The sequence below is a fragment of the uncultured Reyranella sp. genome (assembly GCF_945957355.1).
Taxonomy (GTDB): Bacteria; Pseudomonadota; Alphaproteobacteria; order Reyranellales; family Reyranellaceae; genus Reyranella.
Genome location: NZ_CAMFKM010000013.1, coordinates 107,934 through 124,193, shown reverse-complemented (window position 1 = coordinate 124,193; position 16,260 = coordinate 107,934). Strand labels below are relative to the sequence as shown.

Annotated in this window: 20 protein-coding genes; 8 read left to right on the top strand and 12 right to left on the bottom strand. The window is 67.7% G+C overall.

Annotated features, from left to right (window positions below; all coding sequences use genetic code 11):
• The first annotated feature begins 74 nt into the window (after nt 1-74).
• Nucleotides 75-731, top strand: a complete 657-nt coding sequence (locus tag Q0Q48_RS20610) for a glutathione S-transferase family protein (protein ID WP_295141870.1) — start codon at nt 75-77, stop codon at nt 729-731.
• A gap of 164 nt (nt 732-895) precedes the next feature.
• On the opposite strand, the gene Q0Q48_RS20605 is transcribed toward Q0Q48_RS20610, so the two are convergent.
• Nucleotides 896-1,432: a DUF3833 family protein gene (locus Q0Q48_RS20605; protein WP_295141868.1), complete on the bottom strand. Its 537-nt coding sequence runs from the start codon at nt 1,430-1,432 to the stop codon at nt 896-898.
• A gap of 94 nt (nt 1,433-1,526) precedes the next feature.
• Here Q0Q48_RS20605 and Q0Q48_RS20600 point away from each other — a divergent pair, with 94 nt between their 5' ends.
• Entirely contained in the window at nt 1,527-2,486 is a 960-nt protein-coding gene (locus tag Q0Q48_RS20600; protein WP_295141865.1) for an alpha/beta hydrolase, read from the top strand.
• 114 nt (nt 2,487-2,600) lie between these two features.
• On the opposite strand, the gene Q0Q48_RS20595 is transcribed toward Q0Q48_RS20600, so the two are convergent.
• The 3 genes from Q0Q48_RS20595 to Q0Q48_RS20585 form a co-directional block, all read right to left on the bottom strand.
• Nucleotides 2,601-4,415 (bottom strand): adenylate/guanylate cyclase domain-containing protein, encoded by a 1,815-nt coding sequence (locus Q0Q48_RS20595; RefSeq protein WP_295141862.1) that lies wholly within the window; start codon nt 4,413-4,415, stop codon nt 2,601-2,603.
• 380 nt (nt 4,416-4,795) lie between these two features.
• Nucleotides 4,796-5,062, bottom strand: coding sequence for a hypothetical protein (locus Q0Q48_RS20590; protein ID WP_295141859.1), 267 nt, complete (start codon nt 5,060-5,062; stop codon nt 4,796-4,798).
• 54 nt (nt 5,063-5,116) lie between these two features.
• Nucleotides 5,117-5,644 (bottom strand): hypothetical protein, encoded by a 528-nt coding sequence (locus Q0Q48_RS20585; RefSeq protein ID WP_295141856.1) that lies wholly within the window; start codon nt 5,642-5,644, stop codon nt 5,117-5,119.
• Between the two features lie 600 nt (nt 5,645-6,244).
• Here Q0Q48_RS20585 and Q0Q48_RS20580 point away from each other — a divergent pair.
• Nucleotides 6,245-7,111: an amidohydrolase family protein gene (locus Q0Q48_RS20580; protein ID WP_295141852.1), complete on the top strand. Its 867-nt coding sequence runs from the start codon at nt 6,245-6,247 to the stop codon at nt 7,109-7,111.
• Here Q0Q48_RS20580 and Q0Q48_RS20575 read toward each other — a convergent pair.
• The gene (locus Q0Q48_RS20575; protein ID WP_295141849.1) at nt 7,099-7,896 is read right to left on the bottom strand and encodes a class II glutamine amidotransferase; all 798 of its coding nucleotides are present in this window, start codon (nt 7,894-7,896) and stop codon (nt 7,099-7,101) included. The genes Q0Q48_RS20580 and Q0Q48_RS20575 overlap by 13 nt on opposite strands.
• A gap of 86 nt (nt 7,897-7,982) precedes the next feature.
• Here Q0Q48_RS20575 and Q0Q48_RS20570 point away from each other — a divergent pair, with 86 nt between their 5' ends.
• On the top strand, nt 7,983-8,786 hold the full coding sequence (locus tag Q0Q48_RS20570) for a hypothetical protein (protein ID WP_295141847.1): 804 nt from the start codon (nt 7,983-7,985) through the stop codon (nt 8,784-8,786).
• 64 nt (nt 8,787-8,850) lie between these two features.
• On the opposite strand, the gene Q0Q48_RS20565 is transcribed toward Q0Q48_RS20570, so the two are convergent.
• On the bottom strand, nt 8,851-9,837 hold the full coding sequence (locus Q0Q48_RS20565) for a TIM44-like domain-containing protein (RefSeq protein WP_295141845.1): 987 nt from the start codon (nt 9,835-9,837) through the stop codon (nt 8,851-8,853).
• A gap of 115 nt (nt 9,838-9,952) precedes the next feature.
• Here Q0Q48_RS20565 and Q0Q48_RS20560 point away from each other — a divergent pair, with 115 nt between their 5' ends.
• Nucleotides 9,953-10,366: a hypothetical protein gene (locus Q0Q48_RS20560; RefSeq protein WP_295141842.1), complete on the top strand. Its 414-nt coding sequence runs from the start codon at nt 9,953-9,955 to the stop codon at nt 10,364-10,366.
• On the opposite strand, the gene Q0Q48_RS20555 is transcribed toward Q0Q48_RS20560, so the two are convergent.
• Together Q0Q48_RS20555 and Q0Q48_RS20550 are read right to left on the bottom strand one after the other, a co-directional pair.
• Nucleotides 10,259-10,897, bottom strand: a complete 639-nt coding sequence (locus Q0Q48_RS20555) for a hypothetical protein (RefSeq protein ID WP_295141840.1) — start codon at nt 10,895-10,897, stop codon at nt 10,259-10,261. The two genes, Q0Q48_RS20560 and Q0Q48_RS20555, sit on opposite strands and share 108 nt — an antisense overlap.
• A gap of 24 nt (nt 10,898-10,921) precedes the next feature.
• The gene (locus tag Q0Q48_RS20550; RefSeq protein ID WP_295141837.1) at nt 10,922-11,557 is read right to left on the bottom strand and encodes a hemolysin III family protein; all 636 of its coding nucleotides are present in this window, start codon (nt 11,555-11,557) and stop codon (nt 10,922-10,924) included.
• Nucleotides 11,558-11,641: 84 nt separating this feature from the next.
• On the opposite strand from Q0Q48_RS20550, the gene Q0Q48_RS20545 reads away from it, so the two are divergent.
• Together Q0Q48_RS20545 and Q0Q48_RS20540 are read left to right on the top strand one after the other, a co-directional pair.
• Complete coding sequence (locus tag Q0Q48_RS20545) at nt 11,642-12,079, top strand: DUF5991 domain-containing protein (RefSeq protein WP_295141835.1); 438 nt, start codon at nt 11,642-11,644, stop codon at nt 12,077-12,079.
• A gap of 48 nt (nt 12,080-12,127) precedes the next feature.
• The gene (locus Q0Q48_RS20540; RefSeq protein WP_295141833.1) at nt 12,128-12,541 is read left to right on the top strand and encodes a RidA family protein; all 414 of its coding nucleotides are present in this window, start codon (nt 12,128-12,130) and stop codon (nt 12,539-12,541) included.
• Nucleotides 12,542-12,560: 19 nt separating this feature from the next.
• Here Q0Q48_RS20540 and Q0Q48_RS20535 read toward each other — a convergent pair whose 3' ends face one another.
• From Q0Q48_RS20535 to Q0Q48_RS20525, 3 genes are read right to left on the bottom strand one after another with little or no spacing between them, the layout of a single operon-like run.
• Nucleotides 12,561-13,025, bottom strand: coding sequence for a nuclear transport factor 2 family protein (locus Q0Q48_RS20535; RefSeq protein WP_295141831.1), 465 nt, complete (start codon nt 13,023-13,025; stop codon nt 12,561-12,563).
• Nucleotides 13,026-13,042: 17 nt separating this feature from the next.
• On the bottom strand, nt 13,043-14,260 hold the full coding sequence (locus Q0Q48_RS20530) for a CaiB/BaiF CoA-transferase family protein (RefSeq protein WP_295141829.1): 1,218 nt from the start codon (nt 14,258-14,260) through the stop codon (nt 13,043-13,045).
• A gap of 43 nt (nt 14,261-14,303) precedes the next feature.
• Nucleotides 14,304-15,338: a fatty acid desaturase gene (locus Q0Q48_RS20525; RefSeq protein ID WP_295141827.1), complete on the bottom strand. Its 1,035-nt coding sequence runs from the start codon at nt 15,336-15,338 to the stop codon at nt 14,304-14,306.
• A gap of 259 nt (nt 15,339-15,597) precedes the next feature.
• Here Q0Q48_RS20525 and Q0Q48_RS20520 point away from each other — a divergent pair, with 259 nt between their 5' ends.
• Nucleotides 15,598-15,816, top strand: a complete 219-nt coding sequence (locus tag Q0Q48_RS20520; RefSeq protein ID WP_295141824.1) for a cold-shock protein — start codon at nt 15,598-15,600, stop codon at nt 15,814-15,816.
• 136 nt (nt 15,817-15,952) lie between these two features.
• On the opposite strand, the gene Q0Q48_RS20515 is transcribed toward Q0Q48_RS20520, so the two are convergent.
• Nucleotides 15,953-16,243: a hypothetical protein gene (locus tag Q0Q48_RS20515; protein WP_295141820.1), complete on the bottom strand. Its 291-nt coding sequence runs from the start codon at nt 16,241-16,243 to the stop codon at nt 15,953-15,955.
• Between the last annotated feature and the right edge of the window lie 17 nt (nt 16,244-16,260).

Below are 16,260 nucleotides of genomic sequence, written 5' to 3'. Positions count from 1 at the left end.
GCGACCGGCTCGGAATTTGCATCTGCGAGGTCACCTAAGATACAGACAACCACCAACCGGGAGGGGTGGAGTCCATGGCCGAGGCCTCGCTCACCATCAGTAGCAAGAACTATTCCTCTTGGTCACTGAGAGGTTTCCTCCTGTGCCGAATGGCCGGGCTGGATTTCGACGAGCGGGTCGCGCCGTGGGACGATCCCTCCACCCGCGCCGAGCTGCTGCTGCTCTCGCCCTCCTTCCTCGTGCCCTCGCTGGAGCACGGCAAGGTCAAGGTCTGGGACACGCTGGCCATCGCCGAGTATCTGCACGAGATCAAGCCGGATGCCGGCCTGCTGCCCAAGGATCCGGTGGCGCGCGCCCATTGCCGCGCGGTCTGCGGCGAAATGCATTCGGGCTTCGCCAACCTGCGCTCGGCCCTGCCGATGAACCTCAAGGTCCGTCACGAAAGTTTCAAGGTCTGGGGCGGCGCCCAGGCCGACATCGAGCGGGTGACCACGATCTGGCGCGACTGCCTGCAGAAATACGGCGGTCCCTACCTGTTCGGAAAGACGCCGACCATGGCCGACGCCATGTACGCCCCGGTCTGCACGCGCTTCGCGACCTACAACGTGAAGCTCGACCCGGCCTCGGCCGCCTATCGCGACCTCATGCTTGCCTTCCCGGCGATGAAGGAATGGACCGCGGCCGCCAAGGCCGAGCCCGAGGAAGTCGAGGAACTGGACGTCGAGTTTTAGACTTCTACCGCATAACTGCCACTACACCCACAACCTCATCCTGAGGAGGCCCGAAGGGCCGTCTCGAAGGATGGGCCACACACACCCCGCCCGTTGCCCATCCTTCGAGACGGTCGCTGCGCGACCTCCTCAGGATGAGGTTGGGAGTGCATTCAAAGCTGGCTCTAACTCCCCGGCGCCCGGCGCAGTTCCAGTTCGACCCGGCCGACGCGGATGCCCCATTTGCCGACGGTGGCCTTGTTGATCAGGGAGCCGTCGGGGTTCAGCGCCAGCACGTCGGAGAAGTCGACGGTCCAGCCGCCCAGGCTCACCGCATATTCCAGCCGCACCACCTTGCCCTCGGTCCAGGCCCGCGCCTGGCCCACGACGTCCTCGCGCGCGCCGGTGTAGGTGCCGGGCGCGGTGCGCTCCAGGCGCCAGGTCTTGCGGTCCTTCTCGCCGTCGGCATAGGCGAAATCCTCGACCAGGGTCAGCGTCTTGCCGTCCCAGGTGCCGTCGATCACCACGTCGAAGCGGCGCTGCGAGCCGGTCCAGCTGTTGGTGAACACGCCCTGCCCGACCGTGCGGCCGGGGAAGAACTGTTCCAGCACCAGCGGCGGCGCCGAGGCGGCGACGGTCGCGTCCGGCGGCGAGGCACAGGCGCCCAGCAGCGCGAGCAGGCCGAGCAGGGAGAAACGGGACGGCGGGATGGTCGAGGACATGCCGGTTGTACGCCGGGGAGACACGAGCCGGATCACCTCTTGTCGCACCCCGCCCGGCCGCGCACTCTCCGCCCCGACAAACCGGAGGAAACCGATGCTCGACGCCGAAGCCCGTATCCTGCTCGACCTGATGGACGAGGCCACCAAGGCCGGCCGGCCGAAGCTCGAGACCCTGCCGCATGCGGTCGGCCGCGCGGCGGTCGATAAGATGTCGGAGGACAGCGAGGCCGATCCGCCCTCGGTCGGCGACACGGTCGACGGCGTCTTCGCCGGACCGGGCGGCCCGATCAAATACCGGCGCTACCTGCCGCTCGGCGTCACCCTGGCGCTGACGCAGGGCAGCCTGCCGACGCTGATCTACTATCACGGCGGCGGCTTCGTGATCGGCACCATAGAGACGCACGATTCGACCTGCCGGCGGCTGGCCAACAAGAGCCGCTGCCAGGTGATCTCGATCGACTACCGCCTGTCGCCCGAGCATCCCTTCCCCGCCCCGATCGACGACGGCATCGCCGCCTTCCGTCACATCCGCGACCATGCCGACACGTTCCGCGCCGACGCCGCACGCCTCGCGGTCGGCGGCGATTCGGCGGGCGGCGCGGTGGCCGCCGTCGTCTGCCAGGCGCTGCGCGACGCGAAGGAACCGGGCCCCGCCTTCCAGATGCTGATCTATCCCGCGACCGACTCCAGCAAGGAGAGCGCCTCGCGCCAGCAGTTCGCCGAGGGATACTTTTTGACGAAGGGCCTGATGGACTGGTTCTGGAAGGCCTATGTGCCGGCCGGCACCGACCTTTCCGACCTGCGCCTGTCGCCGCTGCTCGCGAAGGACTTCGCCGGACTGCCGCCGGCCTTCGTGCTGACCGCCGGCCACGACCCGCTGCGCGACGAGGGCCGCGCCTACGCCAACCGGCTGATCGACGCCGGCGTGAAGACGACCTACGTCAACTATCCCGGCACCATCCACGGCTTCTTCTCCCTCACGCGCTTCCTGAAGCAGGGCCTGAAGGCGAACGACGAGGCGGCGGCAGTGATGGGGGCGTTCTTCGGGACGTGAGGCCTCAAACCACCACCACCCTCATCCTGAGGAGCGGCCCCAGGCCGCGTCTCGAAGGATGGGCAACGGACGGGGTGCGCGTGCCCACCCTTCGAGACGGCGCTTCGCGCCTCCTCAGGGTGAGGTGGTTGTCTGTAGGGGCCCGGAGTTGGAAGGGCCGAGACGCACGAACCCCACGGGCTTGTCGAAGCCCTTGAGCGCCACCTCTTCCTCGCGCTTCGGGACGTCGGCGATGACGGTCTGGACGGCGGGATCGTCGGCCACCGCACGACTCAAGACGATGTCGCCCCCCGCACTCTGCCCCTGCAGCCGCGCGGCCATGTTCACGGTCGAGCCGAAATAGTCGAGCCGGTCGTTCAGGGTCACCACCACGCTGGGGCCCATGTGCACGCCGAGCTTCAACGTCAGATCCTGGTCGGCGATGCGGGCCTGCATGGCGAGCGCCGCGCGCACCGCCTGGGCGGGATCGCCGAAGGAGGCCATGACCGCGTCGCCGATGGTCTTCACCACCGCGCCGTCATGGTCGCGCACGATGGCGGCCAGCAGCGCGAAATGCTCGCGCACCACGTTGTAGGCGGCGCCGTCGCCCAGCCGTTCGTAGAGCGCGGTCGAGCCGCGCAGGTCGGAGAAGAGCAGCGCCACCTGGCTCACCCCCGCCTCGTCGCCCGGCCGCAGGGTGGCGGCGGCGAAGAGATCGCGGAAGGCCTGCAGCGAGATCACCTCCGGCACGGTCAGCGCGTCGAGGGTCCAGGTCCGGTCCTCGATCAGCGCCGCCAGCTCGAAGCCCGCCTCGTTCACGAACGCGATGGTTCCCGCCTCGCCCGAGCCCGGCGGCAAAGCCTCGACGCCCGACGTCGTGATGCGCAGACCGGGGAACGGCCCGCCTTCGTAATCGACGTCCACCACCGCGCCGGGATGCAGGGTGCGCAGCCGGTAGCGGCCCGGCGGCAGATCGACCGTCACCGTCCGCCGCTCGCCCGGCGCCAAAAGCTGCTGCACCAACACATGCGGCGTCGCCATCGGGCCGCTCAAACAGAACCCGCCTTCCATCAGCGGCCGCACCGAGGGCGCGGGCGCGAAGGTGAGCTCGACGTTCTTCTCGAAGTCGCGGTCGTAATCGATGTTGCAGGAGGGACAGTGCGCGCCGCGCGGCAGTTCCGACAAAGCCGAGGCCGAGAGCTTGGGCCCGCGGCAGTTGGTGCAGAGCAGGTCCCAACTCATGGTCAGCAGCCCCGCCCGCACCGCGGCAAGACAGCCCTCGATGGCGGCGCGCGGCGCCACGCCGATCTGGCGCGCCAGCCGCTTGGGCTTGAGATGCGCGAGGTCGCCCGCCATGCCGCCCAGCACCGTACCCGTCAGCACCCGGCCGAGCCCGTTGCCGTAGGGGCTGCGGTCGATCTCCACCGCCATCGCCGCCGCGCGCTCGAACGCGCCGTCGGGCAGCGCCGGTTTCGGCAGCTCGAACGGCGTCTCGCGCTCACCCTTGAGGAAGGACACGGCCTCCAGGATGCGCGCAGCAACGGCGGCGCCCGCCTGCCCGGCCAGCCGCGCACCGAACAGGCGGCCTATCAGGGTGAGCGGCTCCCATTCGAGCGCGTAGCGCACCACCGAGCCGCCCTTGCCGTCGGGCTCGAGATCGAACACCGGCCCGAAGCGGCGGAACGGCCCCCTGGAGAAGACCCGCGAGACGTTGAAATGCCGGCCCAGCACCCACTCGTAGGGCTTCTCCTCCCATTCGAGCGTGAACCCCGCCGCCTTGCCCCGGCCGCGGCGCAGCACCGTGCCGTTGGGCTGCGGCGTCTCCTCCAGCACATAGGGCGGCAGGCCCATCGCCTCGTTGAAGCGGTTGGTGTCGGCCAGCACCGGCCACAGCACGGACGGCGGCAGATCGAAGGTCCAGCTCCAGGTGCGGCGCGAGAGAGGCGGCATGGGGCTGGTACTGTAGCACGCGGGCGGATGGATCAGGGGGTGGGGGATCACGGGTGGGTGAACCGCAAGAAGCGCCAGCTGTAACTGCCTCCTTGGGATCATCACAAGTACGACTGAAGCTCACTTCGCGACGTTGGGACTCCGTTGCTTCCGACGTCGCAGCTCTACCTGAACATGCCCCCCGGCATCCTCCGGATACGTCTTCGCGACATTCACGCGTTCAGCAAAGGCACAAACCAGACTCGTAGTCTGGAGTACATAACCAATCGTATGGTGAAATGATCGCACCTTTCCCCGATTACTAAGGAACGGCCGATTGCAGATCACTGCGAATTGGTCATCACAAACCAAGTGATGGAATTGACGTTTTCGCCCAACCGTCAATTCCAGACGCGGATAAAGGACTCTGCGCGCTTCCGGACGACCTCAGACCAGGCAATCGCCTTACGATCCAAGATAAATGCTCGGCAAGCAGAACTAATCTTCGGATCGTCCAACCGACCAATACGCACAATTACGAGCCGATCCTTCTGAAGGGACAGAGATACTTCAAAGACCCACTCTACGGCCCAAAGCCGCAGCCGACTATTTACACCTTCTGCTGCCAAAAGACGAATACCAACGTCAATCTCATTGAGCTCAGTCATCCCCGCGAACTCATTGCGGCAAATGCGATCGACGGCAATTTGGGGGCCCCATTCTCAAGGCAACGTCACCTTCACCAGGCGCCCGCCCCGCACGTCCACCCGCTTCATCATCGAGCCGCCCTCGGCGCGGTCGCCGGGGCCGTCCCACTTCACGGCGGTCGTGACGTACCAGACGCCGTCGGGGACGCGCGGGAAGGAGAAGCTGCCGGAGGCGTCGCAGGTGGTGCGGCGCAGGGTCGAGACGTAGAGCGGGTCGTCGCGGTCGAACTTCACCGGGCCGAGGCTCGAGGCGCGGGTGCCGCGCGTGTCGTTGCCGAAGATCGCCCGCATGCGGGCGCGGGCATAGGCGCTGTCGGGCACGAGGTTGGCGCCCTGGCCGGCGCAGGAGTGGGTCGTGTCGCCCGCCTTCATGGTCGCGATGCCGCTCACCGTGTTGGCGCCGCTCCTGCGCGACCACTCGACCTCCGAGGCCGCGATCGGCTGCGACAGCGCGCTGGGCGGCGGCGGGGCCATCGCCTGCTCGAACTGGGTGCAGCCGGCGAGCGCCAGGGCAAGACCGAGGATGGGGGCGAGAGGCTTCATGGGAGGGGCTGACTCCGGGCTCTTGGGGACGGATCGAGGGGCAGAAAGGCTAGTCGACAACGCGGGTTGCGGGCCTGTGTTCCTTTGGTGGTTTCGCGGGCGGGTCGGGGTTCGACGCGGTCGCGTCGCTGGCGTATGATGCGGTGGTGCAGGCTTGCGGCTGCCCTGGCGGGCGCGTAAACGAAATAATCGCAATAAACGAAACATTCGAAGGCAGAGTCGCACCCTTCGCGCCGGATGGGACACCACATGTTGTGTGGGGTATCGGTTGCCGACTACCTGTTGTGCCGACGCCCTGGGTCGAACCGCGAATCACGCGGCTTACCCGACCGATAACCTCACCCTGAGGAGCGGTCCGCAGGACCGCGTCTCGAAGGGTGGGAACGCGCACCTTGCCTGTGGCCCATCCTTCGAGACGCGCCGCTTCGCGGCGCTCCTCAGGATGAGGTGGGAAGCTTGAATTGATTCAGTGCATATCGGGTCGGGTGCTCAGGTAAGTGCTCGATTCGATTCAGTTCATTTCCGGCCCGCCTCGCAGGGTGAGGTCGGATTGGCGGGACCGCTTGATTAATTCCTGTCCGGAAAGACAGAGTGGTCCGCATGACCCAGGAACGTTTCCCCCTCCCCGCCGGCAGTGCCGACTGCCACGTCCATGTCTACGGTCCCTACGACCGCTTCCCCGCCGTCTCCGGCGGCAAGTTCTCGCCGCTGCAGGCGACGCCGGTCGAGGCGCTGCTGGCGCTGTGGGACGGGATGGGCATCGCGCGCGGGGTGATCGTCCATGCGCTGGCGGCCGGCGGCGACAACGAGGTGACGCTCGACGCGCTCAGGCGGCATCGCGACCGGCTGCGCGGCGTGGCGATCCTGAAGCCCGAGGTGAGCGAGCGCCGGCTCGACGAGCTGAGCGAGGCGGGCTTCAAGGGCGTGCGCATCAACCTGCTGCGCCAGGACGGCAAGCCGGTCTCCTCCGGCGGCATGAGCCTCGACGACCTGATGGCGCTGGCGCCGCGCCTCGGTTCGCGCGGCTGGCACGTGCAGCTCTGGGTCGAGACCGGCGACCTGATGGAGCTGGCGCCGACGCTGGAGAAGATGCCGTTCGATTTCGTGATCGACCATATGGGCCGCACCATGGCCGACAAGGGCGTCGACTATGCGGGCTTCCGCTGGTTCTGCGAGCGGCTGAAGACCGGCCGCTACTGGTGCAAGCTCTCGGGCGCCGACCGCAACACCCGCCAGGGCGCCGGGCCGGGCGCCGCCTATGACGACACCGCGCCGTTCCTGCAGGCGCTGGTCGCCGCCAATCCCGACCGGCTGGTCTGGGGCAGCGACTGGCCGCATGTCGGCCACGCGGCCGGCGCGATCCCGCAGGAGGCGGACCTGCTGCGGCACTTCTTCCGCTGCGTGCCCGACGCGGCGGTGCGCCAGAAGATCCTCGTCGACAATCCGAAGGTTCTTTACGGGTTTTGAAGCTCACCGCCTGCGAGGACGACGATCTCGCCCTCGGCCAACGGGCGCCAATGGCCGGCGGTGACGGGGACGCTGGCGAGCAGCGACAGGTCCTGCGCGCCGTCGGCGGGATGCAGCGCCACACCGGCTTCCGGTTGGGACGTGCCGTGCTCCGCACGATGGCGATGGCGGAACCACAGGCCCGGCCCCGTCGTGCCATCGGCCTGGCGGCGGCGATGGGCGTGGCCGAACACGAATTCGCCGTCGCTGTAGAGGAAGTTGAAGGTGCCGAGCGGGCGCATCGCGGCGGCGAAGGCGGCGATCGTTTCGAGCCGCGGGCCGAGTGGCGGGACGCCGCCCCGCCAGAGGGGCGCCAGGCGCTCCAGCAACAGGCAGAAGGCGCTTTCCGAATCGGTCTGGCCGACGGGATGGAAGCGGTGCGCCGGATCGGCGGCGCGGGCCGTGACCTCCTTCAGGTCGCCATTGTGGGCGAAGAGATGCGTGCGCCCGCCCAGCTCGCGCACGAAGGGCTGGGTGTTGGACAGGCTGTTGGCGCCCTGCGTCGCGTGGCGGATGTGCGAGACCAGCTGCCGCGTCGGCAGCGTGTGGCGCTCGATGAAGTCGAGCCACTGGCTGTTGCCGGCCGGCTCGGGCTCCTTGTAGAGCCGGACCTCGTGGCCTTCATGGAACGCGACGCCCCAGCCGTCGACGTTGCCGGTGGCCGGCGCGCCATGGCCCGCGAACTTGCGCAACGAGAAGCTGGCGCGCATCGGCTTGCGGGCGGACAGGCAGAAGAGTTCGCACATGAGGCGGACGGTAGCACAGCGGGGAATGGTTGCAGGTCTCCATCGCGCCCGGCACTCTCGCCGCCGTTGATCATGAAAGGCGTCACGTGACTCACCACGACAATTGGGGCTGGCGGGCCCGCATCGGGCTGTTCATCGTCGGCAGCGAGGCGGTGCCGGAGGCCGAATGGTGGGCGATGGCGCCGCCCGGCGTGTCGGTGCATGCGGCGCGGGTGACGGCGCCGACGCCCTGGGCGAAGTGGCGCGCCGACCGGAGCGGCGTCGATCTCGCCGACGATCTGGCGCGCGGGGCGAAGCAGTTCTCGGCGATGAAGCTGCAGGCCGTCGTGTTCGCCCATACGTCGAGCAGCGTCGTGGGCGGCAAGGGCTGGGACGAGGCGACCGTCGAGGCGCTGTCGAAGGTCGTGTCGAGCGGCATCGCGGGCACGGAGGCGAAGGTCACGACCAACGGGCTCGATACACTGGCGGCGCTTCGTCATTCGGGCGTGAAGCGGCCGTTCCTGGTCGTGCCGCCGTGGTTTCCCGACGACACGGTGGGCGCGGCGCTGCGTTACTACGGCGATCACGGGCTGGCGCCGGTCGGTCACCTGCGGCTCGATCCCGGCCGCAAGTGGCGGGACGTGCCGCCGCAGGATCTCTATCCGCAGGGCATGGGCTTCGAGCAGGAGATCGAGCCGCTCTACGCGCAGATCCGCAAGGCCTGCCCGCCCGAGGCCGACGGCGTGCTGATCGGCGGCACGGGCTTCCGCTGCGTCGGCCTAATCGAAACACTCGAAACGGATATCGGACGTCCCGTGATCACCGCCAACCAGGCGAGCCTGTGGCACTGCCTGCGGATGACGGGCATCCGGACGCCGGTCGCAGGGTACGGGGCGTTGTTGCGGTCCTGACGCCGGGGCAAACGAAAACGGCCGGCATGAGGCCGGCCGTTCCGTAATTCCCGATGGAGACGAATCAGGTCTGCTGGATGGCCGAGAGGATCCAGTTGCCGCCGCGGCCGCGCAGGAAGGTCCAGACTTCCGTGGCCTCGGTGCGGACGTTGGCATTGCCCTCGACGATGCGGCCGTCGGCGACGTTGCGCATCACGTCGATCATGCTGAAGCGCATGGCGACGGTGGCATAGTCGACCGCGCCCTCGCTCCAGGCCTCGGACAGGTCGCCCTGCTCGAGCTTCACGGCATCGATCTTGTTCTCGACGCCGCGGCTCGCATTGGCCGACAGCTCCTGCGTGAAGTAGCCCAGCATCTCGGGCGTCACGAGGCTGCGCAGCTTGGCGAGGTCGCCGGCGCTGTAGGCCGCCTGCACGTTGGTCAGCAGCGCCTCGAAGGCGTTGTAGTCGTCCTCGAGGATGGCCAGCGAGGGGGCCGCGCTGGCGCCGCCTCCCAGCATCGGCGCGGCGCTGGAGCGCGCCATGGGCGTGGCCTCCGGCAGCGCCTGGCGCGGCGACAGCGGATTGCCGCCGCCGGCACCGGCGCCGGCAAAGGCCGCCTGCGGGGCGCCGTTGCGCGACTTCCACCAGCGCACCGCGAGATAGGCGATGCCGCCGACCAGCGCGAGCTGCAGGAGCAGGCCCAGCATCCCGGCCATGCTGCCGAGGCCGGCACCGAAGCCGCCGCCGAACAACATGCCGAACAGGCCGGCGCCCAGCATGCCGCCCATCAGGCCCGTCAGGAACGGATTGCGCTGCATGAAGCCGGGCTTGGCGCCGGCGGCGGCCGTGGCCGGATTGGCCGACGGGCTCTGCTGCTGCGGCGTGGTGCTGCGCTCGACCGGCTTGGAGGTCGGCGCGGTCTGGGTCGGGGCCGGCGCCTGGCCGGACTTGCTGCCGCGGCTGCCCGCGCCGCTGCCCCCGCCCGCCCGCGCATCGGCCGGCGACGGGGCCAGCGACGGCACCGCGATGATCAGAGCCGCGAGGATCGCGAGCCAACGAAACTTCGTCATGTGAACATCCCTGTGGGACCGGGTTCATCCCGGCCTGTTTTGCAGCTTGTATGTTAGGGGTCTTCGGCTGCAGTTCAAGGGCAACCCGGCCGCCGAAAGCGCCGTTCCACAGGGTATGAACATCCGTCTCATCGCCGCCGCCCTCGCCCTTTGGCCGGGCGTTGCCACCGCCGAGGGCTGCCTCGACCAGGTGCAGGCGCTGGCCAAGGCCCAGAACATCTCGACCGACCCGCCGACCGCCTCGCCCGACAAGGCGCCCGGCGTCACCTCGCGCGAGCTTGGGCGTTCGGGCGGCGTCATCGAGCCGCCGGCGACGTCGGACCGCTCGGTCGTCACCCCGCCCCCGTCCGCGGACAGCCGCATGCCGACCCTGCCCGATGTCACGGAAAAACCGGGGGCGGCGCCGCCGCAAGGAGCGGCGCTACAGGCGCTGCTGGTCGCGGCGCGCGCCGAAGCCGAGCGTGGCCAAGAGGCCAATTGCGTCGACACGCTGAAAAAGGCCCGGGAACTCCTCGAGCGCGCGAAATAGCGAGGCGATCCAGCTCACATCCTCGAGGTCGAGCGGTCCCAGCAGGAAGAACAGGCTGATGGAGGCAATGACGACGGTCGCCGCGGCGACGGCACGCCTGGCGACCGGCGGGCGCCGCACGGGCTGCACGCGATAGAGCGTGCGTCCCCCGCGCAGCTCGACCCGCTGCGCGATCCTCGGGCGGCGCCGCAGCCCGGGTTCGCGCGGCAGGGCGATCTGCCGGACGGAGAGCGCATCGGGCGAAACCTTCCGCAGCCTCTCATCCACGTCTGTCTTCGGCGCCGCCGCCAGCGCCGTCAGCGGATCGCGGGCCTGTTCTTCACCGCGCCACGCCTCGGGCAACACGCGCACCAGCCGAACGAGCGTGAAGGCGAGCCAGGCGGTCGCGAGCGGCAGGCCCAGGCGGAAGGCGACGTGCGTCTCCGCCGTGTTCCACGCCCACACGCTCATCGAGGCGCCGGCCACGGCCATGATGAAACCCGCGCCGAGGACGGCGACGGCGGTCAGGCGGAACAGCAGACGCGATGACATGAGGTCACGTAAACCGGTGTCGGTTCACGGCGTCAACAGCGACAGGATCGCCGCATAGTGGATAGAAGCCGCCACCAGCACCGAGGCGTGCCACAGCGCCTGCTGGTACGGCAGCCGGCTCGACAGATGGAAGATCGTGCCGAGCGAATAGACCACGCCGCCTGCGAGAAGCAGGATCAGGGTCTCGCGCTGCACCGAAGCCAGCAGCTCGTCGATCGCGAACAGGCCGATCCAGCCCATCAGCAGATAGAGCACCACCGAAATCTGTTCGATGCGTCGCGGCTGCAGGAACTTCGCGGCGATGCCGAGCGCCGCCGCCGCCCACATCACCGCCGTGAGGCCGCTCGACCACGGCTCGCGCAACTTCAGCAGGGTGAGCGGCGTGTAGGTCCCGGCGATCATGACGAAGATCGCCGCATGGTCGAGCCGTCGCAGCCAGTCGCGCCGCGGACTGGCCAGGCGCAGGTTGTAGGCCGCCGAGCAGGAGAGCATCGCCAGCAGCCCCGCGACATAGACGAGGATGGGCACGACCTGGCCCGGCTGCGACGAGCCCGCAGCGACGATCAGGATCGCGGCCGCGCCGACGCCGCCGAGCACAAGGCCGAGCACATGAATCGCCGCATCGGCGCGCAGGTAACGGTCGAATGTGGGATGTGCCATGCGGTCACGATGAGGTCACCCGCCGCCTGTCGCAACCCGTTCCATGATTGCCTCGTTGTCCCCGGCCCGGAGAAGGAGAGCCCCATGAAGCCTGTATTCGCCGCCCTCGCCATGGGCCTCGGACTTGCCGCCGGCTCGATCGCGCACGCGGCCCAACCCTGGGACGGCACCTATGTCTACGAGCAGGCGCTGGGGCCCGGGGCCGGCGGTACACAGAACTTCGTGACCCACACGCTCACCGTCAGCGGCCCGGAAGGCTGCCGCGTGGTCGCACAGGGCTTCCAGACCGACGAGACCATCCGGTGCAAGGCGATGCCCGATGGCAATCGGCTGCTCGTCACCTTCGTGAGCTTCGACAATGGCAAGGTCGAGAACAAGTACGGCGTGAAGCTCTACAGTCCCGGCCAGCCGCTGTTCGTGATCTCCCAGGCGCCCAACGGTCTCGTCACCACGTGGCAGGGCTATTCCAAGGCCGCAGGCGACGGCGCATCGAGCGCCGCCTTCAAGAAGGTGGGACGCTAGAAACTCAACGGATAGAGTGACTCCAACCGAACCCGGAGGAGACACGACATGTCCGACATCGCCTATACGCCGATCCTGCCCGAAGGCTGGCCGCGCCCGCGCGGCTTCTCCCATGCCGTGGTCGCCACCGGCACGAGAAGCGTGCGCATCGCCGGCCAGATCGGGCGCGAGCCCGCGCAGGCGCACATTCCCGCCGAGGCCGATGCCGGCACGCAATGGCGCATCGCGCTGTCGAACCTGGTGACCGTGCTGAAGGCCGCCGGCGGCCAGCCGCAGCACCTCGTCGCCCTGCGCGCCTACGTCACCGATATCGCCGAGTTCAACGCCGCGGGCGCGGCGGTCGGCGCCGCGTGGGGCGCCACGCTCGGCCGCCACTTCCCGGCGATGACCCTCGTGCAGGTGTCGGCCCTGATCGATCCGAATGCCAAGGTCGAGATCGAGGGCGAGGCGATCCTTCCCTGAGGCCCGCCTACCGGATCGATCAGAAGCCGAAAGCGCTCAGTCCGGGATGGTCGTCGGGCCGGCGGCCCAGCGGCCAATGGAACTTGCGATCGGCTTCGGCGATGGGATGCTCATTGATGCTGGCGAGGCGTCGCTTCATCAGCCCATCGGTGTCGAATTCCCAGTTTTCGTTGCCATAGGCACGGAACCACGTGCCGCTGTCGTCGTGGAATTCATAGGCGAAGCGTACGGCGATGCGATTGCCCGCGAAGGTCCATAGTTCCTTGATCAGGCGATAGTCGAGTTCGCGCGCCCATTTGCGCTTCAGGAAAGCTTCGATGGCCTCGCGGCCATTGATGAACTCCGTACGGTTGCGCCATTCGCTATCCTGCGTATAGGCGAGCGCGACCCTGGCGGGATCGCGGCTGTTCCAGCCATCCTCTGCGAGGCGGGCCTTCTGCGTCGCGGTTTGCTCGGTGAATGGCGGCAAGGGTGGGCGGGACATCGTCGTTCTCCTCGCTGTCAGATGATCTTGCGGGCGCGCAGGTCGGCCAGCTCCGCCGCCCCGTAGCCCAGTTCCCCCAGCACCGCGTCGTTATGCTCGCCCAGTTCCGGCGCAATGCCGGGCTTGGCCGGCGTCTTCGAGAACTTCCACGGTGTGCCATGTACCTTCAACTTCTTGCCGAGCTTCGGGTACTCGACCTCCGTGACGTATCCGTTGGCCACGACGTCGGGATCGTTCGAGGCTTCGAGCAGCGTGTTGATGGGTGCCGAGACGATGTCGGCGGCCCGCAGCCTGGCAACCCAGTCCTCACGCGTCCCGGTCGCGAACAGGGAGTCGAGAGTGGCGAGAAGCTCGATGCGCTTGGGGTCGTTGTCGATGATTACGCCGAGATCGGCGAAGCCCGCTTTCACCAGATGTTCGTAGAAGCCGAGCGACGTCATGGCATCCTTCCAGTCCTCCGGGCCGGTGATCTGGAAGACCAGCGGCTTGCCGTCGCGATCGTCGAAGCTGGCGCTGATACCCGGCCGCTCGCGCGTGCCAGTGACGCGCGCCTGCCCGGTGACCGGATTGCGGTCGCGCCACATCGCCGTCTGAAGGGTCCAGCCCATCAGCCGTATCTGGCCGCCGAGCAGCGAGAGATCGATCTTCTGACCGACACCCGTCGTGCGCGCGTGCGTGAGCGCTGCCAGGGCGCCGCCGAAGGCCAGGATCGCGCAGGTTTCGTCCGCCACCGAAACGACGCCGGTCTTCATCTTCTGGCCTGCCGTGGAATAGGCCTCGGCAATGCCGCCCAGCGCCTGCGCCATCGAATCGGTGCCCGGGAGGTGGGCGTGCGGACCGTCGGGTCCGTAGCCCGAGATCGAGACATAGACGAGCTTTGGATTGATCTTGCGCAGCTCCTCCCAGCCAAAGCCATTCTTTTCGGCCGCACCCGGGCGGAAGTTCTGGCCGAAGATGTCAGCTCTCGCGACCAGTTTGCGCAGGATCTCGCGCCCCTCCTCGCTCTTGAGGTTCAGGGTGACGCTCTTAACGCCGCGATTGTTGGCCTCGAAGAAGGTGCTCCCCATACCCGGCAGGACAGTCATGCGCCGCGACGGGTCGCCGCCCTGAGGCGATTCGATCTTGATCACGGCGGCGCCGAGATCGGCCATCAGCATCCAGGGCACGGTGCCCGCCTGCGCAGTGGAGCAGGAGACGACCTTGACACCCTGAAGCGGGCCGTGGGGAACGGACATTTGACCGGGGCTCCTTTTTGAAGAGCCCCAAGCTAGAGGAAGATCAGCCGGGCGTCTGCACCCGCGCCACGTCGCAGAAGCGAATGAGGCGGTTCGACGTTTCGTCCCACAATGTGAGCCGCGGCGCGGCGAGCCCGGCGCGCAATCCCAGCGGCAGAACGGCGCGCACGCTCTGGGCCGCCTCGTGCGCTGCCGGGAGCCGGTAGTTTGGAATGCGCTGGTTGAGATGGTGGACGTGATGGAAGCCGATATTGCCGGTGAGCCAGCGCAGGACGATCGGCAGATCGAACCAGGACGATCCATCCATCGCCGCATCGACATAGCGCCATGCGCCGCGACCGCTCCACTGCGCGCCCGAGAAGCGATGCTGCAAGGTGAACAGCCACACGCCGAGGATCGACGCCACGACCATGATCGACAAATGCACCAGCAGCACGTCGCGCCAGCCCAGCAGCAGAACGAGGGTCGCGAACAAGGCCACGAGGCTCACATTGCTGAGCAGGACCGAGCGGCGTTCACGCACCCATGCGCGCGGCGTGTCGAATGGCAAGCGGTAGAGCAGCACGAACACCAGAGGCGGCAGCAGGAAGTTGGCGATCAACGGATGACGGACGAGGCGGTGAATGAACCTCCGCCAAGGCGACAAAGCGAGATAGGCGCGCACGGTGAGGCACGATGAATAGATATCGCTGCCGCGATCGGTGCGATCGAGATTGTTCCATTCGGCATGATGCTGCGCATGCTGGCGGCGCCAGCTCGCGAAGGGAGTGAAGGTGCACAGGCTGCACAGCCGGCCGACGATCGTGTTGGCAAGGTGCGAGGCGAAGAACGAACCATGCCCGCAATCGTGCTGGACGATGAACACGCGCACCATGAACGCGCCAGTCGGTATGGCGAGGGCAAGGACGAGCCACGGGGAGATGCCGCAGGCGACGTACATGGCTGCGCAGCCCGCAAGGAAGGGACCGAATGACGTGGCGAGCTGCAGGACGCTCTGCCGTGCGGACGGGCGCGCAAAGGACGCCGCGGCCGCGCGCAATTCGGCATCGACGGTATGAGGGGTAGGATGAGGCTCCATGAGCACCTCCGCCCGTCGCCACAAAGCGACGAGCAACGACATTTGGACCTTGATAGTGTCCGAACAAGGGACCATATGGAGCTGGTCGATACACGGACATCTGATTTGGTCCGCGCCCGCCGGCATTGCTCAGCGGCCCCGCTCCACGACACTTGATCCTGAAAGCCAGTGCAAATTCGACGGGTTCCAGCGCTCTTCCGCTCGTTCAAATGCGGAGAGGGCACGGACTCGCATATCCAAAGTCAAAAAGGGGTCTCCCATGACGACGACGACGGGAACCGTTAAGTGGTTCAATATCCAAAAGGGCTTCGGCTTCATTCAGCCGGACAATGGCGGCGCCGACGCTTTCGTGCACATCAGCGCGGTTGAGCGCGCTGGCATGAGCATGCTGAGCGAGGGCCAGAAGCTCGAATTCGAGCTGGTCGCCGACCGCCGGAGCGGCAAGATGGCGGCGGAAAACCTCAAGGCCGCAGCCTGATCACGGGTCGCCGGTAAGGCGATCGCCCTCCTTCCTGCACGCCACCACGGATGTACTGGGGCGAGCGGCGGGAGCGGCAACTCGATAGGGCCCCGTTCCTGGAAAGGTGCGGGGCCTTTCGCGTTCTATGTCGACGTCAGCTCGTCTTGAAGACCTTGGTCGTCGCAGAGATCAGGTCCCTGGGCCCCCTGTCCATCAGCATTGCCTTGGGAAGCTCGTCGAAGCGTTGGCGGCCACTGACCGTGAGGCACGGGCCGTCCTTGCCGTCCTGGATCAGCCGCAGGTTGCGCAAGCGGGTCAGGTCCTGGGCACGCATGGCCCGCACGTCCGACTGGCCGAAGGCAACCCGTCGCAAGGTGACCTCCTCCTCGGGCGTTAGCACGGCCGCTGGCTTGGCGGAAATTCCGGCTTTTCGTTCAAGGGCCATGTAACACCTCGTCTTGC